This window comes from Psychromonas marina (genome assembly GCF_030161115.1).
Lineage (GTDB): Bacteria > Pseudomonadota > Gammaproteobacteria > Enterobacterales > Psychromonadaceae > Psychromonas > Psychromonas marina.
This window is the reverse complement of the sequence record NZ_BSPQ01000001.1, coordinates 793280-819439: the sequence shown is the minus strand read 5'-3', so window position 1 is coordinate 819439 and position 26160 is coordinate 793280. Positions and strand designations below refer to the sequence as shown.

General features: G+C 40.5%; 21 protein-coding genes, 3 tRNA genes and 1 riboswitch. Of the genes, 12 read left to right on the top strand and 12 right to left on the bottom strand.

Annotated elements, in window-relative coordinates:
* Window positions 1-116: 116 nt before the first annotated feature.
* The 4 genes from QQK09_RS03865 to QQK09_RS03850 form a co-directional block, all read right to left on the bottom strand.
* On the bottom strand, window positions 117-914 hold the full coding sequence (locus tag QQK09_RS03865) for an ABC transporter ATP-binding protein (protein ID WP_284202798.1): 798 nt from the start codon (window positions 912-914) through the stop codon (window positions 117-119).
* Window positions 914-1957, bottom strand: a complete 1044-nt coding sequence (locus QQK09_RS03860) for a FecCD family ABC transporter permease (protein ID WP_284202797.1) — start codon at window positions 1955-1957, stop codon at window positions 914-916. The genes QQK09_RS03865 and QQK09_RS03860 overlap by 1 nt, the downstream gene beginning before the upstream one ends.
* Entirely contained in the window at window positions 1947-2981 is a 1035-nt protein-coding gene (locus QQK09_RS03855) for an ABC transporter substrate-binding protein (protein WP_284202796.1), read from the bottom strand. Before QQK09_RS03855 ends, QQK09_RS03860 begins: the two co-directional genes overlap by 11 nt.
* A 69-nt stretch (window positions 2982-3050) precedes the next feature.
* Complete coding sequence (locus QQK09_RS03850) at window positions 3051-4898, bottom strand: TonB-dependent receptor plug domain-containing protein (protein ID WP_284202795.1); 1848 nt, start codon at window positions 4896-4898, stop codon at window positions 3051-3053.
* A gap of 147 nt (window positions 4899-5045) precedes the next feature.
* A riboswitch (cobalamin riboswitch) is annotated at window positions 5046-5186 on the bottom strand.
* A 191-nt stretch (window positions 5187-5377) separates the two neighbouring features.
* Between QQK09_RS03850 and QQK09_RS03845 the strand changes: the two genes are divergently transcribed.
* Window positions 5378-7723 (top strand): ATP-binding protein, encoded by a 2346-nt coding sequence (locus tag QQK09_RS03845; RefSeq protein WP_284202794.1) that lies wholly within the window; start codon window positions 5378-5380, stop codon window positions 7721-7723.
* Window position 7724: 1 nt separating this feature from the next.
* Window positions 7725-8606 carry a mechanosensitive ion channel family protein gene (locus QQK09_RS03840; RefSeq protein WP_284202793.1) on the top strand — a complete coding sequence of 294 codons (882 nt, stop codon included), beginning with the start codon at window positions 7725-7727 and terminating at the stop codon, window positions 8604-8606.
* A gap of 49 nt (window positions 8607-8655) precedes the next feature.
* On the opposite strand, the gene QQK09_RS03835 is transcribed toward QQK09_RS03840, so the two are convergent.
* From QQK09_RS03835 to rsgA, 4 genes are all read right to left on the bottom strand, one after another.
* A complete protein-coding gene (locus QQK09_RS03835; protein WP_284202792.1) occupies window positions 8656-9717 on the bottom strand; it encodes a potassium channel family protein in 1062 nt (353 codons plus the stop codon).
* Window positions 9718-9847: 130 nt separating this feature from the next.
* Window positions 9848-11380: a threonine ammonia-lyase, biosynthetic gene (gene ilvA, locus QQK09_RS03830; RefSeq protein ID WP_284202791.1), complete on the bottom strand. Its 1533-nt coding sequence runs from the start codon at window positions 11378-11380 to the stop codon at window positions 9848-9850.
* Between the two features lie 87 nt (window positions 11381-11467).
* On the bottom strand, window positions 11468-12358 hold the full coding sequence (asd, locus tag QQK09_RS03825; RefSeq protein WP_284202790.1) for an archaetidylserine decarboxylase: 891 nt from the start codon (window positions 12356-12358) through the stop codon (window positions 11468-11470).
* Window positions 12359-12459: 101 nt separating this feature from the next.
* A complete protein-coding gene (gene rsgA / locus QQK09_RS03820; RefSeq protein ID WP_284202789.1) occupies window positions 12460-13500 on the bottom strand; it encodes a small ribosomal subunit biogenesis GTPase RsgA in 1041 nt (346 codons plus the stop codon).
* 117 nt (window positions 13501-13617) lie between these two features.
* On the opposite strand from rsgA, the gene orn reads away from it, so the two are divergent.
* From orn to QQK09_RS03800, 4 genes are all read left to right on the top strand, one after another.
* On the top strand, window positions 13618-14154 hold the full coding sequence (gene orn, locus QQK09_RS03815) for an oligoribonuclease (RefSeq protein WP_284202788.1): 537 nt from the start codon (window positions 13618-13620) through the stop codon (window positions 14152-14154).
* Between the two features lie 174 nt (window positions 14155-14328).
* Window positions 14329-14403, top strand: a tRNA-Gly gene (locus tag QQK09_RS03810).
* A gap of 26 nt (window positions 14404-14429) precedes the next feature.
* Window positions 14430-14504: transfer RNA gene (locus QQK09_RS03805), tRNA-Gly, on the top strand.
* Window positions 14505-14605: 101 nt separating this feature from the next.
* Window positions 14606-14680, top strand: a tRNA-Gly gene (locus QQK09_RS03800).
* Window positions 14681-14802: 122 nt separating this feature from the next.
* Here the strand turns inward: QQK09_RS03800 and QQK09_RS03795 are convergent.
* Window positions 14803-15687 (bottom strand): endonuclease/exonuclease/phosphatase family protein, encoded by an 885-nt coding sequence (locus QQK09_RS03795; RefSeq protein WP_284202787.1) that lies wholly within the window; start codon window positions 15685-15687, stop codon window positions 14803-14805.
* A 77-nt stretch (window positions 15688-15764) separates the two neighbouring features.
* On the opposite strand from QQK09_RS03795, the gene ndk reads away from it, so the two are divergent.
* The 6 genes from ndk (at window position 15765) to QQK09_RS03765 (ending at window position 20911) form a co-directional block, all read left to right on the top strand.
* The gene (gene ndk, locus QQK09_RS03790) at window positions 15765-16199 is read left to right on the top strand and encodes a nucleoside-diphosphate kinase (RefSeq protein ID WP_284202786.1); all 435 of its coding nucleotides are present in this window, start codon (window positions 15765-15767) and stop codon (window positions 16197-16199) included.
* Between the two features lie 14 nt (window positions 16200-16213).
* The gene (locus QQK09_RS03785; protein WP_284202785.1) at window positions 16214-17086 is read left to right on the top strand and encodes a prepilin peptidase; all 873 of its coding nucleotides are present in this window, start codon (window positions 16214-16216) and stop codon (window positions 17084-17086) included.
* On the top strand, window positions 17086-17652 hold the full coding sequence (gene tadA, locus QQK09_RS03780; protein ID WP_284202784.1) for a tRNA adenosine(34) deaminase TadA: 567 nt from the start codon (window positions 17086-17088) through the stop codon (window positions 17650-17652). Before QQK09_RS03785 ends, tadA begins: the two co-directional genes overlap by 1 nt.
* A gap of 2 nt (window positions 17653-17654) precedes the next feature.
* Window positions 17655-17825 carry a hypothetical protein gene (locus QQK09_RS03775; protein ID WP_284202783.1) on the top strand — a complete coding sequence of 57 codons (171 nt, stop codon included), beginning with the start codon at window positions 17655-17657 and terminating at the stop codon, window positions 17823-17825.
* Between the two features lie 283 nt (window positions 17826-18108).
* Entirely contained in the window at window positions 18109-18906 is a 798-nt protein-coding gene (locus QQK09_RS03770; RefSeq protein WP_284202782.1) for a hypothetical protein, read from the top strand.
* Between the two features lie 25 nt (window positions 18907-18931).
* Complete coding sequence (locus QQK09_RS03765) at window positions 18932-20911, top strand: hypothetical protein (RefSeq protein ID WP_284202781.1); 1980 nt, start codon at window positions 18932-18934, stop codon at window positions 20909-20911.
* A 106-nt stretch (window positions 20912-21017) separates the two neighbouring features.
* Here the strand turns inward: QQK09_RS03765 and QQK09_RS03760 are convergent, their stop codons facing one another.
* Genes QQK09_RS03760 through QQK09_RS03750 form a run of 3 tightly spaced genes read right to left on the bottom strand, consistent with a single transcriptional unit; the run spans window position 21018 to window position 26106 of the window.
* Window positions 21018-24128, bottom strand: coding sequence for an efflux RND transporter permease subunit (locus QQK09_RS03760; RefSeq protein WP_284202780.1), 3111 nt, complete (start codon window positions 24126-24128; stop codon window positions 21018-21020).
* Window positions 24128-25453 carry an efflux RND transporter periplasmic adaptor subunit gene (locus tag QQK09_RS03755; RefSeq protein WP_284202779.1) on the bottom strand — a complete coding sequence of 442 codons (1326 nt, stop codon included), beginning with the start codon at window positions 25451-25453 and terminating at the stop codon, window positions 24128-24130. The genes QQK09_RS03760 and QQK09_RS03755 overlap by 1 nt, the downstream gene beginning before the upstream one ends.
* A complete protein-coding gene (locus QQK09_RS03750) occupies window positions 25450-26106 on the bottom strand; it encodes a TetR/AcrR family transcriptional regulator (RefSeq protein WP_284202778.1) in 657 nt (218 codons plus the stop codon). Before QQK09_RS03750 ends, QQK09_RS03755 begins: the two co-directional genes overlap by 4 nt.
* Window positions 26107-26160: the final 54 nt, after the last annotated feature.

Sequence of the window (26160 nt, the reverse complement as noted above, 5' to 3'; positions counted from 1 at the left end):
TGATGAGTTTGATGATAGAAGAAAATACAGGTTTTACCATTTTTCATAATAAATCAGCTTGTTAGCTATTTTTAAGACGGTAGTCTTTTTGATAAAGAGAGAGATAGACCTATTGCTTAACTGCTTATTGGGAGAATGTTAGATAGCACTACTTTTTCATTTTGCAGATCAATTTTAGCTTGAATGGAAAACTGTTTTTTTAAATTTTCATCCGTTAATACTTGTTCTGGTGTGCCATCGCTAATGATGCCCGTCATACCGTTTTCTTGCTTGCCGATTAATATTAACCGGTCACAGTAGCGCGCTGCTAAATTAAGATCGTGCAGGGCTGTAATTGCTGTTTTCCCCGCTTCTGTTAACGTTTGAATCAATTGCATCGTTTCTAGCTGGTGGCAGATATCTAAACTCGCTATTGGCTCATCAAGTAAGATAGTCGGGGATTGTTGTGCTAGTGCGCGCGCGATAATCACACGCTGTTTTTCGCCGCCTGAAAGCGTATTGACCAAGCGATGTTGTAAGTGGCTAATATCAGTTTGTCGCATCGCTTTATCAATCAGTTTTTTATCTGCTTCACCTTCTAATTCAAAGGCACCTAAGTAGGGATTTCTACCCATCGCAACTAACTGCTGCGCAGTAAATGCATAGGGAAGCTCTATTGATTGCGGCACAAAGGCGAGTTGCTTGGCAATCTCTCGACGTTTGAGTTTACTTATGCTGTCTCCGTGCAGTAATACTTCACCCGATTTGGCTTTAAGCAGCCCTAATAATAGCTGTAACAGGGTGCTTTTACCTGCACCATTGGCGCCAATCAAGCCAACAAATTCACCCTCTTTGAAAGTGAGATTAATGTTGTTAAACATCGGTTTTTTATCAAAAGAGAAAGTTAAGTTTTCACAGCTGAGTGGTGCCGACATTATAAATTCCCCGAAGCAAAGCGTTGTTTAACTAATAAAAATAGAAAGAAAGGTGCGCCAAGTGCCGCTGTGACCACGCCAAGTGGAATAGCTTGATCGCTAAAGAAAGTGGTTAAAAAAAGATCGGCACTCAATAGTGCAATGCCCCCTCCAAGTAAACTGGCGGGCAGTAGATAGCGATGTGATGGGCCTAAAATTAAACGTAAAATATGTGGGACCACTAAGCCGATAAAACCAATACCACCAACTACAGATACCGAAGCGCCAACCATTGCGGTACTGATAACTAATAAATTGCGTCTGGTTCTGCGTACATCAACACCGACGGATAATGCATGTTGCTCACCTAATAATAATAGGTCGAGTTGTTTGCTATAAAAGAGTAGGGCGATAAATCCCGTCACTACAATCGGCAAAATAATATAAACATGATCCCATGTACGGCCATCTAAGCCGCCCATGGTCCAATAGATAATCATGCGTGCCACATCCCAATTACTTAATGAGATAGCCAATAATAGGGAAACGGCAGCTACGTTTAACGCGCTAACGGCAACACCGGAGAGTAGCAGTGTCGCGACACTGGTTTGCCCCCTTGATGAAGCGATACGATAAACAATACTCAGTGATATGCCTGCGCCGATGAAAGCAAACAATGGAATTGCCCATGCAGAGATGAGTGACGCGCCTAAGTAAATTGCGATTACTGCGCCTAATGAAGCACCAGATGACACCCCTAATACAGAAGGGGAGGCAAGCGGATTACGAAACATACCCTGCATGACTAAGCCACATAACGCTAAACTAGCACCTGCAAACAGCGCGATAATAATGCGTGGTAAGCGGATATCTAAAATGATATTACTTTGCCAGTCGATAATACTGGCATTATCGGTATTAAAAACAGCCTGTTTTAGAATATCCCAAATTTGAGCACCTGCGATTTCTGTTGGGCCCTTTAAGAGGGCACTAATCGCCAATGCAAAAAATAGTGTCATTAATGCGATAAAAATAAGAGGAATAAAACGGCTGTTATTGAACATTGGTGCTCTCTTTATAAGCTGAGTCTTGCGAAATTACGCTTTTTGTAATAATAATATCGGGGTGTAATAGTTTAGCAATCGCTTGAACCCCCTTAATACGGTGTTGTGAAATACTACGCAGATAGGTTCCCGGCACGGCATAAACACGGTTATTTTTAATCGCAGGCACGTTCTGCCATGCTTTTTTGTCTTTTAAAATCTGCGCAGGTGAAGCTTCGCCCTGATTTTGATTAAACACCCACTGGTTCATCACAATCACATCGGGTTGCAGTGAGATAGCCACCTCTTCACTGATTTTGTTTTCACCATCGGGTAAAACGCCATCTGCGACATTAATCCCCCCTGAAAGGGTGATCGCTTCATCCATCAAGGAATCACCGCCTACGCTATAACCGTTCATATCGTAATATAAAACCCGTGGTTTAGGTTTGTCTTTAACTTGTAGGGTGATCTCTGCTATTTGAGTTTTAACCTGTTTTATTATCTTATCTGCTTGTTTTTGAGTATCGGTGACCGCCGCAACAATGTTGATATTATTGAAAATGTCATTAAAGCTTTTGAACTCGCTAAGGCGAACAATGGCGATACCACTGCGTAATAGATAACGTACAGTTTCAGGATTACTGTAAGAGGCAACAAATACCAAATCCGGCTGTAGCGCGAGCATCGATTCAATTTCACCTTGAGTACGGCTAATACTGTCATCGTAAAAACCAACGATATTAGACAGGCTTGGATAGTCTGCGTAGCTACTTACCGCGACTAGGCGGTCTGGGCTTATTAGGTCAGATAAAATATGATCCGTAGCGAGGGTTGCCGAAAGAATCTGCTGCGGTGGTTGCTGCAGTTGATAGGTAATACCCGTTACATCGGTGAGTGTTTTAGGAAACTGTTCGCCAGTCACTTGGGTAGTAAAATTACCTTGTCCTTCCTGAAAAAGAACAAATAGATCTTTTTTAAACTGTATAACAATAACTAACAGTAATAAGAAAAGGGCAAAAAAGATTAGTTTAAAATTGTTCATTTTGCCCTTTAAGAGTGCTTATAAGTCATTTCCAGTGAGTGAATAATTGATCATTCACTGGAATATTTTTTACAGGTTCGCGCCAATGGTGAACAGGTAAGTTCTGCCCGCTGCGTTATAACCTTTGTGTAGCTGGTTGTCATTATCGGTAATATTATCAACATTGAAACCAATGTTAACATGTTCAAAGGCTTGATAACTGATTGCAAAGCCTAGTAGATGAACTGCATCTAAATCAGTTGAACCAGAACTACGGTCGCCAATGTATGAGTAAGTAAGTTTAGGTTGAACGCTGTTAGTCACATTGTATTGAATACTTGATGAACCAGACCACTCTGGTACGTTAGCTAGCTGTTCATCAGTACTTTTATCGATACTTTGTGAATATGATGCTGCAATATCAAAGACAAATTTTGAGGCATTATATTGCATGTATGCTTCAATACCTTTGATATCTACAGTATCAATATTAGATGGAGACCAAATTGGAGAGCCTTCTGAAATAGGTGCCCAATTTATTTTATTATCTAATGAGCCTGTGTATAGGTTTAGTTTTAAAGGAATATAAGCGTTGTTAGTCTCAATATTATGAGTCAATGATAGCTCTAACATCTCTCCTTCTTCTGATTCTAAATCTGGATTACCTACATCAGGCCAGTAAAGATCGTTATAAGAGGGTGCTGAGAATGATGTTTTGTAACTTAAGGTTGCAGTATCAAAAAGTGAAATTCCAGCAGAATAAGTCAGTGCATTACCAAAGTCAGAGTAATTATCATTACGTAAACCACCCGAAATATTTAGGTAGTCAGTTACATCACCACTAAAAGCAAGGTAGAAAGCCGTTTGATCACGATCTTCACTATTTGCGTTAGATTGATATTTTGAATGCGTATATTCACCGCCAAAATTAACAGCTAAACGTTCCCATTCAGTATTAATATGAAGCTGCGCTAAATCACTGTTTGTACTGTAGTTATTAATATCGGCAGAGTTAAAATTCTCCGCTTCCAAATCTAAATTTGCATGTGACAGAGTAAGCTCAGAGGTGATATTTTTAGTTAATTGTTGTATATATTTCCCGGTAACTTGGTAAGTTTCTTGTGTGTTCTCAACTTGCCCTGACACTGAAGTGTAATCAGGAAAATAATAAGTACTATAAATATCCACGTTAGAACGAGCATTATTAATAGCTAAAGAGAAGCGATTACTCTCTGTCACATAAGCAGCGTAACTATTCATCGAGTAAGTGTTATAACCAAAATCATCATCTGAAGCTTCAATAAAATCGTACCCATCAGATTTTTCTACATCTAATGAGGTCATAAATTGGATTTTACCTTTTCCTACCGAAAAATTATCCGCATACATACCGCCAATACGACCCGTATCGTTTGACCCTGCACTTATATTAAACTTTGCATCGGTTGTTTCACCGGTCTTTGTGACGATGTTAATAACGCCTGTTAATGAGTTAGAACCATATAATGAAGCTTGAGCACCACGAATCACTTCAATTAAAGCAATCGACTCCATTGGAATATCAGGAATATTTTGACTGCCAAGCGTTGAGCTTGGAAAAGCGACGCCATTTAAGAGGTAAAGCGTATATTCATCAGACAGGCCACGATGATAGTTACTTGAGTTATGTTTTGATGTACCAGAATTTGTGTGTACAAACCCTGGTGAATTTTCAGCAATCAATTGATCCAATGATTTATTAATATCGTTGTTTGTTGGTACGATATTAATCACGGTATCACCACTATAGCTCTGCGTAGTCGCGCTTGGTGCGCTATAGCCTTTGACGATCAACACATCCATACGCTCGTTGCTTTCAACAGTATCGTTAGCAAATGTGGTGGCACTGTATAAGCTCAATAGAGCAAGGGCGATAGGTGTGTGGCGATGAGTAAACATGAAACTTCCTTTTAATAAATTTAATTCGGAAGTTTTCTTTTTCGCAGATGCGCAGAAGTTGGCCTGGCATGTCGTTGCAAATAGAGAAAACCTCCTCCGATTCGCCACAAACATGTAGATACGCTCTAAAAAACCAACCCGCTAATTAGAAAGTGACGTTTTTATGCTGGTATCTGACTTGCCTTTTCTAACTAAAAAGACTCACAGTTGCGGGGGCAGTGCATGCTTTATCATGCTTCCCATTTAATCATTGCTCTAAAGCAATAAACATAAAGAAGGCGATTATAGGAATTTAACGCTGTCTGTCAATATATGTCGATGAACATCTTTTGTCTGCTCGATGAACATTTTTCATCTATAAAGTGTAAGCAAGCTCTCTCTATCAAGTGTTATATAGAATTTAAAGGGTGCTTAAATATCATTATTCTCTTTTTTGATTAGAATTAAAGTTTAATTAAATTGCATATTGCGTGGTGGTTATGACCAATAAACTTTATTTTTTACTGTTGCTAATGTTTTCATCGTCCGCATTTTCATTATTAAATTTCCCTGAAAATAGGGGGGAAGTGTTAACACCGGGAGCGGCTTCATTGCATCAACAGGTGATGCAATTACCAGAAGTACATTTTTTAAGTGTACAACAGCAGCAACAGGTCGATCGGCTTCTAATCAATGTGTTAGAGATGCAGTTAGAACAAAATAAAGCCTTCAGGGGGGCATTAAGTGACTATAAAAAATCCCCTGAATCTCCACAAGTCTGGAAGAATACGCAAGTTAATTATTATTCTGCACTCAGTTTAAGCCATGATAAACAGCAGTTATTAGCCTTGAGCAGCCCTCATATTAACGAGCTCGTGACGGGGTTTGGTCCGGAAGGGGTGACGCAGTTTAGAACTGAGTTTTATTTGACAGGGTTAAATATAGAGTTTTATCTGCATCAAGAAATCCGTGCTTTTAGAGATTTTGTGAACGATATTTTTATCTCGCCCGTACCGGTGTTAGTGGTTATTTTTAAAGTTTTTTTTCTGGCACTTATTTTGTCGTGGTGGTTACGTAATAGTGTACGTTTCATCGAAGCATTAGGCGACAAGATGAATCAAAACAGCATGGCTAATAATCTTTTATTACGCTTGGTTTGGTATGTCAGCCGTGCCCATCGTGCTATCGCATGGCTAATTATGATCACGTTATCATTACGTATTATTGCGCAGCTACCTAGCTTGCAACATCTGGTGTTCCTAGAGATATTTACGTGGTGGATTTTAGGTGGAGCAATTGCGGTTAGTTTTATTCTTGAGTTTGCTTATCAGCACAGCCGCAAGTTAAGCAAGGCGATGATTACACTGCGTTTGTCGACAATACGTTTATACGTTTGGGGGTTTATAACTACTGGGCTTATTGCACAAATATCAGAGATAACTCTTGGTAAGGGAACCATTTATGCGTGGATTTCATCGCTTATCTTTTTCTTCTATTTTTTACTCACCGTGTATTCTTTGCATAAGTGGAAAGCCTATATTTTTGAGTGTTTAGCTGCCAGAAATGAGCAACCTGCAGTGGTTCAGTGGGCTGAAGCTAACAAACAGCGTTGGTTGTTTGCCACTCTCTGTACTGCTATTGCTGCTGTCTGGTTAATATTGCGTGCATTACAACATTATCTGATTGAGCTACTTTCCCATTATCAAATATTTAGCCATGCGTTGGCTTACCTGTTTCGTATTGAGGTGGCTAAACAGACAGAAATTGAAAGCGACCAAGCCCACCTGCATAAAATACGGGGTGATGAGACCTTTTCCTACGTCCTACCGGGTAGTGAAAATAGTTTATTGTTACCTGGGTATGCACAGCAAACCTATGAATCATTAGCGACCTACTTACTCAGTGATAAACCGACGGTATGTATTCTCTCTGGCGAACGGGGAGTGGGCACAACAACGCTTTTACGGCGTTTTTTGCATGATGTCGATGATGCACAATCTATCTATGTTAGCTGTCCACATGAGGGCTTTGACGCTTTGGTCACCAAGCTTTGCGAAATGCTCGACTTACCAGAAACAGGGAATGAAGCTCTGTTATTGACGCATCTACGTAGCACGGCTAAATGTTATCTATTTGCCTTTGATAACGTTCAGCGCCTAGTAAAACCTCAGGTGGGAGGGCTCGCTCCTTTAATGCGTTTAACTAATTTATTACGTCAATCTAAAAACAATCATCGCGCAGTGCTAGCGATTGAAAAATCTAGCTGGCGCTTTGTCGACAGAGCAAGAGGGGAGCGGCTTTTATTTGATTTAGTGGAATTTTTGCCTCGCTGGAGTGAAACGGAAATTAGCGAGTTACTCACCAGTCGTCTCTCTGATGATGCACAATATGCGCTCTCTTTTGATGGTTTAGCATTGCCTCGTCAATGGGAAAAAGATGAGCAGACAGAAGAGCAGCGTGCGCGTCATGGTTTTTATCGTATTCTCTGGGATTACTCAGATGGTAACCCGACGGTGGCGTTGCGTTTTTTCAGACGTTCTCTGTTTAGAAACAGTGAAACTAATACGGTACAGGTACGATTGTTTAAAATACCTTCCTCGGAAGGATTGGAAAAAATGCCCAAACCGATGCTTGCTGTTCTCCGTTCGATTGTACAGCTTGAAATTGCCTCCCCTGAAGAGTTAACCGACTGTACGCGTTTAAGTATTAATGAGGTGATCAGCACGCTGCGATACTTTCAAAGTCGTGGTTACATTGAGTGGTCTGGCGATAAGTCACGGGTATCGGATCTGTGGTTCCGCAACATTACTAATATCCTGCATCGTCAACATCTACTGGTGAAATAATATGATTCGTAATCTGTTTTTAATACTATTGATAACGTTGATAAGTCCTGCTTTTGCGGTTGAACTAGATACCGCTCCCTTGGATAATTTACAAGATTTTGCTAGCTTAATCCGCTGGGGGGGAGTGTTTGCCTCACTGATTATTATTGCTTGTGCATGGATATTATTACGCTTTATTGAATCGCTGGTGGCTAATATAGGTGATCAATTTGTACAGCGTCGGATGTTACTGCAAAAGCTGCAATCATTTTTTCAATTCTTTGTTTATATGTCGACTGCGGTAAGTGTGTTCATGCTGAGTTTTCGAGTTGATGAGCGCATACTCGCATTGATTGGCGGCACCATTGCGGTATCGGTTGGTTTTGCGTTGAAAGATCTGACTGCCTCTTTTGTTGCGGGGTTGACTATTATGATTGATCGCCCGTTTCAAGTGGGGGATAGAGTAACCTTTGAAGGTCATTATGGGGATATTGTCACTATTGGGTTACGCTCTGTGCGCATGAATACGCTTAATGACGACATTATTACCATTCCTAATAATAAGTTTCTTAATGAGGTGGTCAGTAGTGGTAATTATGGCGCATTAGATATGCAGGTGGTGATCCCGTTTCATGTGGGGTTAGATCAGGATATTACCCTCGCGCGCGAATTGATTCAGGAGTGTGCATCATCAAGCCGTTATATTCATCTACCTAAACCAGTAGTGGTATTGGTACAGCAAACGATTACCGATAACTATTTGGCGATAAAATTAACTTGTAAGGTGTATGTGGTGGATACTAAGTTTGAAAAATTATTTGAAACCGATATTACATTACGGGTGATGAGTGAATTTAGAAAGCATCAGATATTACCGCCTGCGATTGCGTTTAAAAGCAGTTAATCAGACGAAGTAAATTTCGTCTGATTATGTCTATGACGGCATCAATTACTTAAATGTCTTGCCAATTAATATCATCCGTATTGATACGTTCATTGGCGATATAATGTAAATAATCCCCCCCTTTGATGACTTTGTCTAGCGGTGGGTTTAACTGCATATCATCACCATTTTTAAAGTGACTTAATCCAATTAATATCATTTCATGTTGACTCTTCAAGTTGTTAAACAAGACACCGAATTCAACCTCTTTTTGCGTTTTTGGTGTTTGAAAGCAATATAATGTTGCACCAGTAAGTGTCGAGAGTAGTTGCTCTGTGACTTGGCTAGAACCAGGATCTTGCATGCTACGCACCATCATTTTAGCGCTGTTATCGATGCTGCACTCAATATGTGGACAATGCATTTTCAGCAACTGTGCTTTAGTTTGATCAAAGAAATGTGCTGAAATATTGGCATCTTTAGAGGCAAATGTAGCAATACTTAATGCGATAGATAATGTTTCATCATCAGACTTTCCATCTACAATAATACGTTTGGCTTTACTAATGCCGACTCTATCAAGCTCTTTTTTATCGGAGAAAGTACGCAGTTTAGCAAAGGAAACAGCCATATTATCTGGGAATGGGTTTTTAATATCATCGGTTACACAGAGTAGAATCTGACGATCTTGGCGTTTTTTATCACCTAGGATTAACTTTACTATCTGTCTTGTTGAGTGGTCATCCCAGCATAACAAAAGGATGTGGTCATTGTAGTGGTAAAAATCGTTACTGCCGTCCATGTTTCTTCTCGCTATGTTAATAAATAGTTGTGTCACTTTACCGATGAAAGAGGCAAAGACAATTAAACCTGATGGGATTTGCCAAAAAGCGACAATCACTTTTCCTGCATGGGTGACAGGGCTGAGGTCACCAAAGCCGACGGTAGAAACGACGACCATATTGTAATAAATGAACTCTAAAGGATGGTTAATAAGCGCCTTCTCACCCGCTAAAAAAAATAAAATATAGGTGAGAAAAGCTTGCCCTGCTATTAGAAATAACATGGCAGGCCAGCTTATACGGCGTGCTAAACGCTTAAATAAGCGCTTTATGCGTTTATTGGGTAACATCGATGATCCTTATCGGTTGTTATTATAATTATTAGTAGTTAGTTATCAGTTATTAGCCTGATATGGCCCCAATAAAATGGACACTAGGACTAGCCGTAAGTTTACGAGTCTCTAACTAATCACTAAACCATTAATTATTAGCTAAGAAGAAACGATACGCTTGGTTATCGGTTTCATCTTTATAGTTATAACCTAATGCATTTAAGTGCTCGCTGAACGCTTCTATTTCACCATCTGCTATTTCAAAACCTGCGAGTACTTGCCCGTAAGCCGCCCCGTGATTACGGTAATGGAATAGGGTGATGCTGGCATGCGTCCCTAGCATATTTAAGAACTTAACTAATGCATTTGGGTGCTCTGGGAACTCAAAACTATAGAGTCGCTCTTTTAATTTTTCAACTGGTGCGCCACCGACCATGTAACGTAAGTGCAACTTTGCGACTTCGTCATGGCTTAAATCAGCGACGGCATAACCTTTCTTGGTTAGGTTGTCGGTGATTTCTAGCAGCTCCTCTGCACCTTCTGGTGTGCGAATACCAACAAAAATATTGGCTTTTTTACGTGAATTAAAACGATAATTAAATTCAGTGATGGCACGGCTATCAAGCTCATTACAAAAGTCTAAGAAAGCACCTTGTTTCTCAGGAATAGTTACCGCAAGAATACTCTCTTTTTGCTCGCCTAATTCACAACGTTCAGAGACATAACGTAAACCATGAAAGTTAACATTTGCGCCGCTTAAAATCGCGCTTAGTTGCTCGTTTTCAAGTTGATGCTGGTGGCTATATTTTTTAAGTCCTGCCAAAGAAAGTGCACCAGCTGGCTCTGCAATCGCACGGCTATCTTCAAAAATATCTTTTACTGCAGCACAAATCTCATCACTATTTACGGTGATCACTTCATCGATATATTGTTGGCATAAGCGAAATGTTTCGCTGCCGATGGTTTTAACCGCAACACCGTCCGCAAAAAGACCCACTCTATCGAGTGTAATAGGAGATCCGTGCGCGAGGGCTGCCTTTAAACAAGCCGCGTCTTCAGGCTCAACGGCAATGATTTTAATATGTGGTAAAAGTTGTTTGATATAAACCGCAATACCTGCCGCTAAACCGCCGCCACCAACGGGCACAAAAATTTTATCGAGATGGACGTTTTGCTGAATTAGCTCTTTGCCAATGGTGCCTTGTCCGGCAATTACATCACTGTCATCAAAAGGGTGCATCGGTGTGTAATTGTGTAACTCAGCAAGGTGCTTACTGTGCTCACTCGCTGCATCAAAGCTATCACCGTGTAATATTACATCTGCGCCGAATGCACGTACTGAGCTGACTTTAATATCAGGGGTAGTTTTAGGCATCACGATGGTTGCTTTAATGCCCATCTTTTGTGCTGACATCGCCACACCTTGAGCATGGTTTCCCGCAGAAGCTGCTATTACGCCACACTGTTTTTGTGCTGTGGAAAGGTTAGATAATTTGTTGTAAGCACCACGTAACTTGAATGAATGCACGGGTTGTCTATCTTCACGCTTTAAAAATATTTGGTTATTGAGGCGCTTCGAAAGCTTAGTCATGGGTTGTAACGGCGTTTCAATCGCGGCTTCATAGACTGGCGCGAGTAGGATTTTTTTTAAGTATTGTGCTGCAGATAATGGTTGTGTCATAGGTTGGTTAATACTCTTGATAATGGCTATAGAGGATTAAAAGGGGCTAATTTTTGTTTAGCCCCAGAAAGCGTTTCTATTTTCGGCTTATTTTTCAGATTCTTCTGTATCTTCTATTACTGACTCTGCAGGGGCTTGTTTTACGGTCGCAAATAACTCGCCTAAACGTGTTACTGAACCTGCTTCAAGCTCTTCAGAGAAGTCGATGCTGCCCTTTGGAAATAGTGCAACAATCGTACTGCCCAGTTTAAAGCGGCCCATCTCATCACCCTTTTCAAGGGTAATATCTTGCTCGCTGTAATCCCAGTATTTAATCTCTTTACCTTTTAGTGTGCCTTCCCAAACTGTTTCGATACTCGCTACGATGGTTGCACCGACTAATACCACCGCCATTGGGCCGATAGCCGTTGAGAAAATAGCAACGGCACGTTCATTGCGCGCAAATAGGTTCGGCACGTTTTCAGCGGTTAATGGGTTAACAGAGAACAGATCACCAGGGATGAATATTAACTGCTCTAATTTCCCTGTGATTGGCATATGAATACGGTGGTAATCTTTTGGTGCTAAATAAACCGTTGAGAAAATACCTTCATCAAAGGGCGCAGCCACATCGTCACGTCCACCGACAAGTTCACGTAAACTAAAATCATGGCCTTTAGCTTGGAAGATGCGTCCTTCTTTGATATCACCCTGTTGGCTAACTTTACCATCGACAGGCGTAGCTAGATTGTTATCACCCTCAACGACGCTACGAGCGTCAGCTTTAAGTTCACGTGTAAAGAAGTCATTAAAGGTGTCAAAATACTCAGGATCTGAGTGTTTCGCTTCACTCATATCAATTTTGAATTTTGCGATAAACTGCTTAATCAAAAAAGTTGTTAACTTACCCGCTTTTGCTGCTGCTAATTTACCGGTTAAACGTGATAAAAGGTGTTTCGGTAAAATGTATTGGCCAACAATTTTTAATTTATCGATCATATTGCTCTCTATCTTAATTAATTACTCTGCACCTTTTAATAAGTGAGGTGCGTTTATAAATAGTGGTTAAATACTCAATAAAAAATCGAGTATTTACATTGTTAATGCGTATTAGGATCACGATGGCGTGCATTTTTGGCATCATCCATGGTTTCTAAAATACGTAAAAAGCTTTTATAACGCGCTCTATCAATTTTACCCGCATCAACGGCTTCTACTAATGCACAGCCTGGATCGATCTTATGTTTACAATCACGGAAACGACAGCCACCTAGATGTTCTCTAAATTCAATAAATCCGCTAGCAATGCGTTCTGGTGCAAGATGCCATAAAGAAAATTCGCGAATACCAGGGCTATCAATGAGATCGCCTCCATCAGGGAAGTGGTATAAACGTGCAGTAGTCGTGGTATGTTTACCTAGACCAGAGCCTTCAGATATTTCACCGGTTACCGCTTCTACTTCTGGTAATAGCATATTCAGCAACGAGGTTTTACCCACACCTGATTGACCAACAAAAATATTGATCTTATCTTTCATTACCGATTTTAAGCTATCGAGACCATCGCCATGCATTGAACTGTAAAGTACGTTATAACCGATATTTCGGTAACTTTGTAGTTCATTATCAACCATTTTGCGTGATTCATCATCGAGCAGATCACTTTTATTAAGCACGATGATAGGGGTGATGCCGATATCTTCACAGGCCACTAAATAACGGTCAATAATATTGCGTGAAAAATCAGGCGCAATTGAACTCACAATAATGATGTGGTCGATATTTGCCGCAATCGGCTTGATGCCATCGTAATAGTCGGGACGTGTAAGTACCGTTGTACGAGGATGAACAGCTTCGACTACACCACTGATACCTTGATGCGATTCATTACCGGCTCGCCAGACAACTTTATCGCCTGTCACTAATGATTTTACCGCACGACGCAGATTACAGCGTTCGACGTTACCGTTTTCATCTTCTATATCAGCATGTTGCCCAAAGCGGCTGATGACCACGCCTTCAAGTTGTGCACCAAGTTCAGATTCGTCCCATTGTTTGTTTTTATCTTTTTTCAATCGATTATTTTGATTGGTTTGAACACGACGGACTTGATTTTTGCTGAGTTTTTTCTTCTTAGCCACAGGCTTCCTTAACGATTACTTAACTATCACAATATCTATTAATAAAGTATCATACTATATTTTGCTGATGATTAAGCAAAAGAGCGCTCTCTCGTTGAAAAAAGGATCACAATAAGCATGAAGAATAACTTAATATGGATCGATTTAGAGATGACAGGGCTTGATCCTGAGACCGATAGCATCATTGAAATCGCAACAGTAGTGACTGATGGCGACTTAAATATCATCGCTAAAGGACCTGAATTAGTGATCCATGAATCTAAACAGAAAATGGATGCAATGGATGAGTGGTGTGTAACACATCACGGCGAATCTGGTCTGACGGAGCGTGTGCTTAATAGCAAAATAAGCTGTGCACAAGCAGAGCAAGAGACACTCGCTTTTGTGAAAAAATGGACGGAAGCAGGTGCTGCACCTTTATGTGGTAATAGTATCGGCCAAGATCGTCGCTTCTTAGTGCGTTATATGAAAGATCTTGAAGCGCATTTCCATTATCGCAATATCGATGTGAGTACAATTAAAGAGCTTGGGCGTCGTTGGGCACCCGAAATGACCAAGGGTCATAAAAAGCAAGGTTCACACTTGGCGATGATGGATATTCTCGAATCTATCTCAGAGTTGCAGTACTACCGTGAGCACTTTTTTAAATTTTAGTTTGATTTTTAAACGTAAAATTTTCATTTGCGCAAAAACTCAGCAAGCAAGCTTTGTATTCACTAAAAACAGTAAAAAAAGCTTGCATTCATTCGCCTCCTCTCTATAATCGCACCCCATACGCAGCAGGCCTCGCTAGAGACCAACGCTAAGTATGAATGAAATGCAGAATATGCGGCACTAGCTCAGTGGTAGAGCACAACCTTGCCAAGGTTGGGGTCAAGAGTTCGAACCTCTTGTGCCGCTCCATTTTATTCAGTTGTTAAAAAAAAGATGCGGCACTAGCTCAGTGGTAGAGCACAACCTTGCCAAGGTTGGGGTCAAGAGTTCGAACCTCTTGTGCCGCTCCATTTTTTAAGAACTTTAAAAGTATACGTTTACTAGCTTCGTTTGTTAGCAACATTGACAAGAATAGTTGGAGTCAAGAGTATCCTCTTGATGCAAAAATTATGCGGCACTAGCTCAGTGGTAGAGCACAACCTTGCCAAGGTTGGGGTCAAGAGTTCGAACCTCTTGTGCCGCTCCATTTTTACAAAACACTCCATCAAAAAAAAATTCCAAACAACCAATTACAAAAATACAAATTTTCTGGATTTCTAATTTTTATTTTTTTGATTACTCGTCTCTAATCGAATAATTTGAACCATATCAATCTAAATCAAAAGTAACGAGCTGTGGGCTATGATCAGAAGAATCTGTTACTAAGCTTTGTGCTTCAAGCACTTTTAACCCACGGAAAAAGATATGATCTAAGGGTAAACCAAAGATGGTTAAGCGTTTATCTTCATCAAACAGTGCTTCTGAAAAACCAGATGCGATTAATGACTGCTCTACTCCTTCTAATCTTGCTTCACTCCAAGTATTAAAGTCACCACTAAATATAATCGGTCCATGATGTGTTTTGATCAATGCAAGATAGGGTTCTATTTGTTTTTTTAATGGCTTTTCTGTCAAAGTGAAATTAATGCCATGCAGGTTTATAACCAGTAGTGGGTATTCACTTCCTTGAATTGGGTAGGTGCTTGCGATACCGGTTTTTGGAACCCATATCCACGGTTCTCTATGTGCTGTTCCACAGGTAGAAATCGCTTCTACTTTACTTAAGGTGTTAACACCATATACAAAACCGCTGTGTTTGAATGCATAATTTTGCAGATAAAATAGTTTGTTTTGTTTACTGAAATTTATTAATTCAGGTGATAGCTTTGCTTCCTGCAGGGTAAGTATGTCTGCGCTGGTTGCCCACTCTTGTAAACTTTGTTGCCAGCTTTTCTCTTGTTGCTTATATATATTCCAGTTTAATAACTTAAATGGCATGGGTAACGTTTGTGACTCTTCACTTAAGATAACCTTGGAAAGTATCGGACAGGTTGCTTGATAGCGCTGCTTACCTTGACTCAGTAGTGTTAATTCTGAAGGAGACTCTGGGAAAAAAGCGATTGCTGTGCTCGTACCTATCAAAAGCAGGGCGCTAAGTAGCCATACAGGTTTGAGTATCATTCTTATCAAAGGAAGTGTGAACTGCCATCTCATAACGCTATATTCCTGTTGCTGATGAAGTGTTTACTGGTTATATTGCGCTTACAATCCATCTTTTAAAAGTAATTATTATGTCATTAGAAAGAACACTTTCAATTATTAAACCAGATGCTGTACGTAGACAACTTATCGGGCCAATTTTAAGCCGTTTCGAAGCAGCACAATTAACCCCCGTTGCGATTAAAATGCTGCACTTAACACAAGCACAAGCAGAAGGTTTTTATGCAGAGCACAAAGGTAAGCCTTTTTTTGATGGGTTAGTGGAATTCATGACCTCTGGTCCAATTACAGTACAGGTTTTACAGGGTGAGAATGCGATTACTCATTATCGAGAAGTGATTGGTAAAACAGATCCTACGCAAGCCGATGCGGGGACAGTTAGAGCTGATTTTGCAGAGTCGATGCGTTTTAATGCGGTGCATGGTTCTGATAGCCCTGCGTCTGCCTCTCGTGAAATTGCCTTTTTCTTTACAGATGATGAAATCTGTCCACCTGTTGAAGTGTAAGGTAATAACAATTAATGAATGATTTTATTATGTTGATGGAGCAAGTGCCTGAACTGCTCTATGCAACAGTGATCATCCTTGGCGTATTAGTAGGCTCATTTTTAAATGTGGTTATCTATCGTTTACCCGTGATGATGGAACGTTCATGGAAGGCTGAGTGTGCAGAGTGTTTCCCTGAAGCAAATATTAAAACAGAGGATGAGCGCTTTAATCTTGTTGTTCCTCGTTCGCGTTGTCCGCAATGTAATCATCTGATTGGCTCTAATGAGAATATTCCCTTAATTAGTTGGTTAGTGCAAAAGGGCTGTTGCAAACATTGTGGCTGTAAAATTAGTAAACGTTACCCAAGCATTGAACTGTTAACCGGGTTTATGTCGTTAGCGGTTGCAATGGTTGTCCCATTTGGTTGGCCTTTACTGTTTGCTCTGATATTTACATGGGTGTTAATCAGCCTCACCTTTATTGACTTTGATACCATGCTTCTGCCAGATCAATTGACCTTACCATTACTTTGGTTAGGTTTAATTATCAATATTTCGGGCACATTTGTTGGTTTAACTGATGCAGTTTTAGGTGCCGCGTTTGGTTATCTGAGTCTATGGTCTATCTACTGGGGCTTTAAACTAATTACTGGCAAAGAGGGCATGGGTTATGGTGACTTTAAATTACTCGCCGCTCTAGGTGCTTGGTTTGGTTGGCAAGCATTACCATTGATTATTTTGCTTTCCTCTTTTGCAGGTGCAATTATCGGTATTGCAGTGATAGCCGCTTCTAAAGATAAGCAGAGCCGTCCTATGCCATTTGGCCCTTATCTTGCCATTGCGGGTTGGTTATATCTGGTTTATGGTACTGAGCTTAATGCACTTTATTATTCGTTGGTACTGTAGTGTCAGAACAGAAATTAGTAGAAACAGAAGAACAACTTTTAGAGCAACAAAAAATAGATGAAAAATGGATGGCTTATGCGCTATCAATTGCTGATAACGCAGAGCGAGAAAATGAGATTCCAGTGGGGGCGGTATTGGTCAAAGATGATCAAGTGATCGCTGAAGGCTGGAATCTGTCTATTTTAAACCATGATGCCTGTGCACATGCAGAGATCATGGCGATTCGCAATGGCGGTAAGGCACTAGAAAATTATCGCTTAGTTGATTGTACCCTCTACGTTACCTTAGAGCCTTGCCCGATGTGTGCCGGCGCGTTAGTACATGCTCGCATTAAACGTCTTGTTTATGGTGCTGGTGATTATAAAACCGGTGCGGCAGGCAGTGTATTTGATTTGGTGCGTAGTGAAAAATTAAATCATCAGATTGAAGTCACCGCTGGCATTTATGCCGAGCAGTGTGCCACTAAAGTGAGTGATTTTTTTCAACGTCGCCGTAAAGAGAAAAAAGCAGAAAAACAAGCGTTAAAAGCACAAGTATTAAAAGATGAGCTAAATAGTAAGGAATAAAAATGACCAGTAAAGTCGTTAATTTTGAGATAGAAAAAGAGACTAAAAATAGCGTACGTTACAAAGAGGTACCAGAAGAGGGGCAAGCCCCAATCGTTGGTAGTTTATACGTACAGAAGTGGTTTGCAGGTAACAGTAAAAATATTCAAGTGACTATTGAAAAGAAAGATTAACAATAAGCGGTCAGCTTTTAGCTATCACCTATCAGTAAGTCCTAATTCGTCTGCTCTTGAATAGTATAAGTATTAATAAAAAGCCCCATTTTCAATTGATGAAAATGGGGCTTTTTTTATATGCTTTAAATCTTAATATTCATTACTTTGTAAGTATTTGTCTTTTTTTTATCTTTCTGTGTGTGCGTCATTAAATAAAAATAAAATACAAGTTATATTTGAAATAACATCTCAACCATATGAAAACTAAGGGTATTAATTGGGTGTTCTTATGGTAGATAATATGTCTAATTACTATAACTTTAAGGTCATTAACGAGGGAATCATGCAAGCAACACACAATGCTACAATTAACGTAGGCAATAATAATTACGACTATCAATTTATAACTGTCACTAAAACCTATGCGGGTGGCAAAAAAGATAGTGAAGGATCAACGCTCTATTTAGAGGACGAGAAAGGCAAAGTTGAGACGGTAAGAAGTGATTTTGATATTGAGATCCCCCCATCAACCCATCATATTAGCTTGTTATATCGCGAAGATAAGAAAAAAGAGCTGATGTATCGCTTTGGTTATTATGTGCACTCCAATGACTATGTTGGTTACACAAGCGAAGATGCCAAGGCGAATACTGTTAAGCGTATGATTCCAGTGAACGGCTGGAAGGCAACAGTTGAAAAGTGGCAATGGGTAATGGCACTCTTTATTGCGCTTTTTTGTGCTTGGAATGCCTTATTTTCAGGCGTGTATTTCGACTCTTATGGATACAGTGTTTTTTTTACTAACATGCCTTACATCATCATCGATACACCTCAGTATATTGCTGAATTTGATTATATGCATAAAAGCTATGGTAGCGCTTTTGTTGCTTTTGTAGTTGGCTTTGTTGTTAGTAAATTCTTGATTAATCTACCTGTAAAACATCTGCGCAAAAAAATGTATTACGCTTTTGGTCGTGATTTAGAAGAGAGATTGCCGCAAATTTTTGACGCCCCTGCTGCGAGTTCGCCACTTTCCGCTTCACCTACAGCGGCAGAGCAAACTCAAACCGATAGCGATGGTTTTCAACCGTTGGTTTAACCTATAATTTTTTTAAGGAAATACAATGTCATTTGATCATGGTTCTCTTAATTTAGGGATTCGTAATCCCTTTCGATTTGAGGGGACGTTACGTGCTATTCGAGGCACGCTTGCAACACTAATTGGATTACTTGCGTTATTAAATGTGACCTCTGTAATGAGCAGCAACGCCACCCTAGGCTGGATTTATGCGCTTACCGGGTTTTGCTTAATGTCTAGTGGTTTATGGACGCTAGGTCGCGGATTAATGCAGGTTATGCGCTTCTATGTGGGGCGCTCTGCACCCACTTCCTTAGCGTTTAACCAAGCAACCTCTGAGAAAGATAGTGCGGCAAGTGAAAGGCAAGATGTTGCTTATGATGAGCAACAGATTGAATCAATGCTAGTGGGCAGTAAAAACTATACCTTTAAAGAACCGGTGGGTTTAATTGCACGTCTTTTACATACCTTGTTCCCTAAAATAACCTTTGTACCTTATCCGATACAAAATGTGGCACAAAGGATCACGGGGGCGTTTATGCAAACTGTTATTGCATTAATTGCCTTTGCAATTTTAAGTTTTATTACTCAAGTCGGGCTAGCGGGGCAGCAAGCTTATATTTTGATGCCTATTTTTACTTTTACCCTGCTATGTTACATGGCCTTGGTATGGTTTCGTGCGGGACGTCCCTTAGCACGTAACTTAGGTCGTGGCATAGAAACAATTAGCCCACTCGCTTTTGTTAAAATGGTTATGTTATGTACCTTAGTGCCTGTTTTTGTTGGTAGCTGGGTAGATTCTTATCTATTTTATGATGAAGAGATAAAAGGAATTGTGTTAGCTGAGTTATCAGGCACAGAGTTTGTTGGGCAGTTATCAGCAGATGGTTTGAATTATATTCAGCCTTTAGTTGCGGCGATCAATGATGGCTTTAGTAATGCAGTGTGGATCATGATGATTTTTGTCTTCACGTTAATGAGTTGCGGTCTGATTTTAGGCTTAACCGCACTACGTGCAATGAAGGCTGACCCAACAACAGAGGTGAGTGATAATTTGCCACGTACCAATGAAGTTAGTGCTAAACCGATGGACATCTTTAATGAGTTCAACCATCAAGTGATGGAGCGTCGCCGTTATAAACGTGTTCCAAATCGTATCTATAAAGCGTTAACTGCGCGTCAAAATCCCCACACGGGCGAATTTGATGGTGAAGTGATTCAAGAAACACAACCTAAAGTTGTAGAGAAAAATGATCACCCATTAAGTAAAAAGTTACGTATTACAGCAACTAGCTTAGGGCAGTCATTTTTGTTAATTGCAACACTTCTGGTGTTCTTTAGTTTAACCTCGGTAGGAAACTACGGTGCTTATTTCGCACCATTAGATATTCAAGCGCTGGGAGATTCGGAGGTATTTAATTTTTCACTTCGCACCATTGAAAGCTTTTTCTCTGTATTAAGTCTGTTAATAGCTGCTGCTATCTTTGCCATTTTTGGTCGTTTATTAAGTAATTTGAGTCATCCTTTTTGGAGTGAAATTCAGTTTGAGTCAAGCTTAGTTTACTTTAAATGTAAAGGCTCAGTGAAAGAGGATAAGCGCACATTTGGTAAAGGCTATGACGATAGTACTCAGTTAGAAACCAGTGTTTTTACTTCGACTATTCAACCTCGATATTTTATTGCTCGCGTGATCAGTTCAACTTTTGCGGGAATCGGTAGTACAAATTTACAGTTCCCGCGTCACATTATGACGATGTACAGTGATGATGCGCTTGCACAGGAGTTAGATAACGAATTGATGGAAAGCATTACAGATCGAGCGGGTGTTGCAGAAACCAATGATAAGCAACGCAAAATTATTGAAGAGTACAATAATAACAACCTCAAAATGAAGTCTGATACTGCTGCAGAGCGTTTAGCGCCTGGTAGTCGAGATATTCAACTTACAGCTCCTAAAGCCACCAGTGGACTGTTAGAAAAGGAACAGCGTGAGGCTGAAGCACATGCTGAGCTAGAAGCGCAGTAATTCATTTTTAACTGTTGTAATAAAAAGCCCCATTTTCAAAGGCGAAAATGGGGCTTTTTTATTTTGGCTGATCGCTGACAGCTAAAAACTGAAAGCTAGATTTTCGTTAATGCTCATCCAACGCTTTATGCTTATGCACCAAGTTAAAGTCCGCTAAAATGGCATAGGCGCTGGGGATGATAAACAGCACCAATAGCGTTGAGCTGAAAATACCAAATACAATTGAGATCACGATCGGTTGTACTACCTGTGCTTGTAAGCTAGTTTCCAACAGCAATGGTAATAAACCTGCGGCAGTTGTTAGCGAGGTTAAGAATACTGCTCTGAATCGATCGCGGCTCGCTTTAATCACTGATTCATGGACGCTATCACCATCATCAACATGATGACGAATATATTGCACTAGCAAGATAGAGTCATTCACCACAATCCCCGCGAGTGAAACAAAGCCTAATATCGATGGCATCGACAGGTTATGACCCGTTAACCAATGTCCCCATAATACGCCTATCAAGGCGAGAGGAATCGCTAACATCACCACAAACGGTTCTAAATAACTTCTGAATTGGAAGCTTAAAATCGCAAATAGTCCAAATAGGCCAATACTAAATCCGGTTATTAAAGAGCTCGCTGTTTTTGCCGATTCTTTGGTAGATCCTTCAAAATCTACTTTTAAGCCAGGGTATTGTTGTAATAGCTGTGGAATAAAACTTGCGCGCATATTGCTAACAATTTCTGAACCATTGGCTTTATGGCTATCAACATCTGCCATTACCGTCACCGTGCGTTGTGCATCGATACGCTGAATGCGTACAAATGAACGATCACTGCTTAACGTCGCCACCGCGCTTAACGGAATTTGCGTATTTTGATCCAAAATGATCGGGAAATTAGCTAATGCTTGCAGATTACCTGCCTGCTGCTTATTGAGTTGAACTTGGATCTCTATATTTTCAGGACCGACTTGAATTTCATCAGCGGTTTGACCAAAGTAGGCTGAGCGAAGTTGCGATGCAATTGTTTGCCCATCGACACCATAATTTTCAGCTCCCGCTTTAAGTTTAATGATCACCTCCTCTTTACCCGGACGCATATCATCTAAAATACCATTAACTCCCTGAAACTGGCTTAAGTAGCTTTGTAATTCTACCGAGGCTTGTTTTAATTGGGTTAAATCTTCATGTTTTAAACGTACTTCTATATCACGTCCTGCAGGTCCCATCGAAGGTTGCTTAAATACCAATGAGATTGGCGCGGCTAAATCTCCTGTTTGTAAGCGCCACGCATCAAGAATGTCTGCCATTAAGCTTTTGCGTATTTCTGCAGATAATAGGTCGAGGCGAACTGTCGCGACATGTGGACCACTTTCCCCAGCATCGGCATTAAAGTTATAGTGCGCGGTGATATCTCGAATCAATTCAGCCGGTTCACCATTATCAGCAGTCAGTTCTTTACCGATCACCTTTGCGCTAGCGATGATGTGGTTGGCAACTGCTTCGGTTTGTTTAAGTGTTGAACCGGGCGGTAAAATAATTCGCGCTTCAGCAATATCACCATCTAAATCGGGGAAGGGTAAAAATTTTAAACCGCCACCTGCGACCAATGCAAAGGAGACAAATAGTGCACCAATTGTTAGGCCGATACTGGCGTAACGACATTTAACAACAAAGGTGACCCATTTTACTAAGGTTACATTTCTAAAGCCTTCGAACTTCTCTAAAAACACGCGTTTAAATTTAAGGGTAGTATCCTTTTTCTCTGGCTTAGAGAGTGAGTGATATAAGTGGCTCGGTAAAATCAGGAAAGCTTCGATTAAGCTAATGCTTAAAACTAAAATCAGTACCAATGGCACCACTGATAAAACTTTGCCCATCTGACCATCTAGCCATAACAAGCTACCAAAGATGAAAATAGTGGTTAAGAAAGAGGAGATAACTCCCGGTGCGACTTTTTTTACACCTTGTATAACGGCATCATGAACGGGGATTTTTTTCTCAATATGCGCCGCGACGGATTCTGCAATTACAATCGCATCATCCATCATGATGCCTATCGCCATCAATAAACCCACGAGGGTCATGATATTAATAGAAACCCCAAATAAGCTCATCAAGAACAACCCACCTAAAAAGGCAACAGGAAGTCCGGCTGAAACCCAAAATGAGTAACGCAGTGAGAAAAATAGCCACATCGACAGAAATACCAGAATGATCCCCTGCCAGCCATTTTTAAGCAGCATACTTAAGCGGTCTTGTAACAAGGATGACATATCGTTAGTCATGGTTAGTGTGACACCATCAGGGGCTATGTTTTGCTGATATGCAACAAACTCATTAACGCGCTCTTTAATGCGTAGTGCGTCATCTGCTTTGTTTTTTTGGATCTTTAACATCGCAGTAGGCTTGCCATTAAACAGGATCTTTGATTCCTCTAATTCAAATCGGTCGGTAATCGTTGCGACATCACTTAAGCGGACCACACCACCATCGGGCAGTGACGCGACAATCGTGGTACCTAAATCCTGCGGGGTAACCTTGCGTTCATCGAAACGAATCAATAGATTTTTATCACTCAGTTCGATATTGCCGGCGGGCATTTTTACATTTTGGCGGCCAATTTTATCGGCAACTTGTGCAACAGTTAATCCTAAATGACGGATATCTTGTTCATTTAATTCAACGCGTAGTTGATGGTCGGAGAAACCCGATACGGTTACCAAACTGACATCATAATCAATTTTTAGGGTGCGCTTTAGCTGTTCAGCGTAGGCTTTTAAGTGTGGCCAACTTGCTTGTGCTGAAATAGCGATATCAACGACTGGTTCAGCCCAATCTAGCTCTTTTACTGTGGGTGGATCTATTTGGCTAGGAAAGTCCTTAATGGCATTGATTTCGGTTTGAATATCCACCAATGCACGGCCGATGTCTGCCTTTTCATCCATTTTTACGGTCAGTGATGCAAAGCCTTCCTGTGCATCACACTTGGTCTCTTCAATATTACTTAATCCGTCTACTGCATCTTCCATACGCAGACATAAGCTTTCCTCTACTTCAGCGGGAGAAGCGCCCGGATAAACTACGTTTGCAATGATGTAGGGTGGCGAAAATTCAGGGAATGTCTCGCGTTTAATGTTACCTATGCTGCTGAGACCTAATACAAAAAAGGTCAGCATTAACAGGTTTGCGACGGTCGGGTGGCGGGTGAATAACTTAATCACTATTTCGCCTCCTCATTGGCATTAACAGGTGTATCTTGTGTTAGCTTTAAAGACATGCCTGGAATCGCTGGAATGAGATCATTTACAATTAATCGTTCTTGTTGTTTAAAATCTCCGGTGATCGCAACACCGAGATTATTACGAAAATTTACTGCTACCTTACGAATGCTCAGTTTGTTCTCACTATCCATGATATAAATATGTTCGCCATGCAGGGCTTGTTCTGAAATAACAAACTGTTGTGAGTTAAACCCTTGCAGGCGAGCACTCACGAACATACCTTTTGTTAATGGTGGCTTGTCTGTTAAATCATGGCCTTTAATATCTTGTTGTACTTCTAAATAAAAACCAATCGTCGCTTGGTCTGGGTTAATGTTGTCCGCAATCCGCGTTAGCGTTGCAGGCCATTGATGTAGCTTTGAACCCATCTGTAATTCGATATTGGCAACTAACCCTAATTTCTCAATATCGGGCAAGTTACCATCATGTGATTTTTTACTTTGCACGCTAAGCATTAATGACTCTGCATCTTTGAGTGATAGTTCTGCTTTAATTACAACAGTACCTAGTTGCTGCGCTTCAAACATCGTGCTGCCCATGCTCACTGCTTGCGCTTGCTCGATACTGACGGCGGCGATACGTGCATCAAAGGGCAATACGATTTGGGTATTATCAAGTTGGCGTTGCGCATCATCAAGTAGGGCTTGATTGATATTAACCTGTGCTTGTGCGACTTTTTTATCATCGGGTAATAACTTTAAAGAACTACTTAAATCCTGTACCAATTTAGTTTGAATCAAGAGGGACTGATTTTGTGCTTCTACTTCAGAGTTTGAGATAAGGCTTTTTTTCTTTAACTCTAACTTACGCTGATACTCTTGTTCTTCTAATGTGAGTTTTTGCTTTTCGATATCAAGACTGGTGATGAGGTTGCTCTGTTCTTGGTCGAGGCGTTTAAGTTGTGCATTGGCCATGTTTAGGTTTGCTTGAGCTTGCGATTGCTTAAGTTGATACTCTAACGGATCAATTTTTAACACTAAGGTACCCGCTTTTAATAGGCGTCCGCTTTCTAGCTCTGGATGACGATAGGTAACCTTACCGCTGACCTCTGCAATTGCTTGCCAGCTATGCTTTGGCTCAACGCGTCCGTAGGCAATTATTTCTGGCGCACTATTACTGGCTGTTAATGGTATAACATCAACAAGGCGTGCTTTATCAAAATTAGGCAGTACTTCAGGAGATGATTTTGATAGTACAGAGAAAACTAAAACAGCAATGCCTGCAATGATACCTAGGATTAAAAAGCGTTTTTTAGGGATGATCATGAAATGTCCTTTGTCTCTGTTGTAGCTGGCTTAATGCAGCCATGCTGTAATAGTTGCTGATTTTGCAAAGCAAGGTGGGTCATAAATTCAGGGGTAATATCTAGTTGTAAAACCTGTTTGAAAAACTCAGGCATTAAAAATGGAAAGACCATCATGCTAAAAAAACTAATTTGCATGCACAGCGGGTCAACATGATCCTGCAGTAAACCCTGTTGTTTCATGAGGCTAAATAGTTTTACATTTTTAGGGTTAAGGACATCGCTTAAAATTTTCTTTAATACTTGGCTGTGCTCATTTTCCTGCATCGATGCAATTTTAAATATCAACTTAGGAAAGTCAGGGTTTTGGCTCATGACCTGATAATAGGTGGTCATTAACTCGTGCGCACTGTCGGGACTAAGTGCGTTGAGTTGTTTATCAAATTGCGCAACCACGGGCTCTGCTGTTTGTTGCACCATGGCTGTAAACAGGCCTAATTTAGATTGAAAATAATAACGAATTAAAGCGCTATCAACTCCCGCCTCTGTTGCGATTGCTCTTATTGATACTTTGTCATAATCGTAGATAACGAATAGTTTTTTGGCTGCGATGATTAGCTTGCCACGTTTATTATTATTGATACTAGGACGCCCTGACTTTTTTATCGTACTCATCGCTTAATTCACCCCATAACAACACTGTTTGTAATTCATCAAATGATGAATAGG

What these genes read in the sequence shown, in the direction of transcription:
- QQK09_RS03860 (WP_284202797.1), bottom strand. Translation starts at nt 1,957, where the DNA reads ATGTTCAATAACAGCCGTTTTATTCCTCTTATTTTTATCGCATTAATG.
- QQK09_RS03845 (WP_284202794.1), top strand. Translation starts at nt 5,378, where the DNA reads ATGACCAATAAACTTTATTTTTTACTGTTGCTAATGTTTTCATCGTCC.
- QQK09_RS03795 (WP_284202787.1), bottom strand. Translation starts at nt 15,687, where the DNA reads ATGAGATGGCAGTTCACACTTCCTTTGATAAGAATGATACTCAAACCT.
- QQK09_RS03750 (WP_284202778.1), bottom strand. Translation starts at nt 26,106, where the DNA reads ATGAGTACGATAAAAAAGTCAGGGCGTCCTAGTATCAATAATAATAAA.
- QQK09_RS03775 (WP_284202783.1), top strand. Translation starts at nt 17,655, where the DNA reads ATGACCAGTAAAGTCGTTAATTTTGAGATAGAAAAAGAGACTAAAAAT.
- asd (WP_284202790.1), bottom strand. Translation starts at nt 12,358, where the DNA reads ATGATCGATAAATTAAAAATTGTTGGCCAATACATTTTACCGAAACAC.
- QQK09_RS03765 (WP_284202781.1), top strand. Translation starts at nt 18,932, where the DNA reads ATGTCATTTGATCATGGTTCTCTTAATTTAGGGATTCGTAATCCCTTT.
- QQK09_RS03840 (WP_284202793.1), top strand. Translation starts at nt 7,725, where the DNA reads ATGATTCGTAATCTGTTTTTAATACTATTGATAACGTTGATAAGTCCT.
- QQK09_RS03865 (WP_284202798.1), bottom strand. Translation starts at nt 914, where the DNA reads ATGTCGGCACCACTCAGCTGTGAAAACTTAACTTTCTCTTTTGATAAA.
- QQK09_RS03835 (WP_284202792.1), bottom strand. Translation starts at nt 9,717, where the DNA reads ATGTTACCCAATAAACGCATAAAGCGCTTATTTAAGCGTTTAGCACGC.
- QQK09_RS03850 (WP_284202795.1), bottom strand. Translation starts at nt 4,898, where the DNA reads ATGTTTACTCATCGCCACACACCTATCGCCCTTGCTCTATTGAGCTTA.
- ndk (WP_284202786.1), top strand. Translation starts at nt 15,765, where the DNA reads ATGTCATTAGAAAGAACACTTTCAATTATTAAACCAGATGCTGTACGT.
- QQK09_RS03785 (WP_284202785.1), top strand. Translation starts at nt 16,214, where the DNA reads ATGAATGATTTTATTATGTTGATGGAGCAAGTGCCTGAACTGCTCTAT.
- QQK09_RS03770 (WP_284202782.1), top strand. Translation starts at nt 18,109, where the DNA reads ATGTCTAATTACTATAACTTTAAGGTCATTAACGAGGGAATCATGCAA.
- orn (WP_284202788.1), top strand. Translation starts at nt 13,618, where the DNA reads ATGAAGAATAACTTAATATGGATCGATTTAGAGATGACAGGGCTTGAT.
- QQK09_RS03755 (WP_284202779.1), bottom strand. Translation starts at nt 25,453, where the DNA reads ATGATCATCCCTAAAAAACGCTTTTTAATCCTAGGTATCATTGCAGGC.
- QQK09_RS03855 (WP_284202796.1), bottom strand. Translation starts at nt 2,981, where the DNA reads ATGAACAATTTTAAACTAATCTTTTTTGCCCTTTTCTTATTACTGTTA.
- ilvA (WP_284202791.1), bottom strand. Translation starts at nt 11,380, where the DNA reads ATGACACAACCATTATCTGCAGCACAATACTTAAAAAAAATCCTACTC.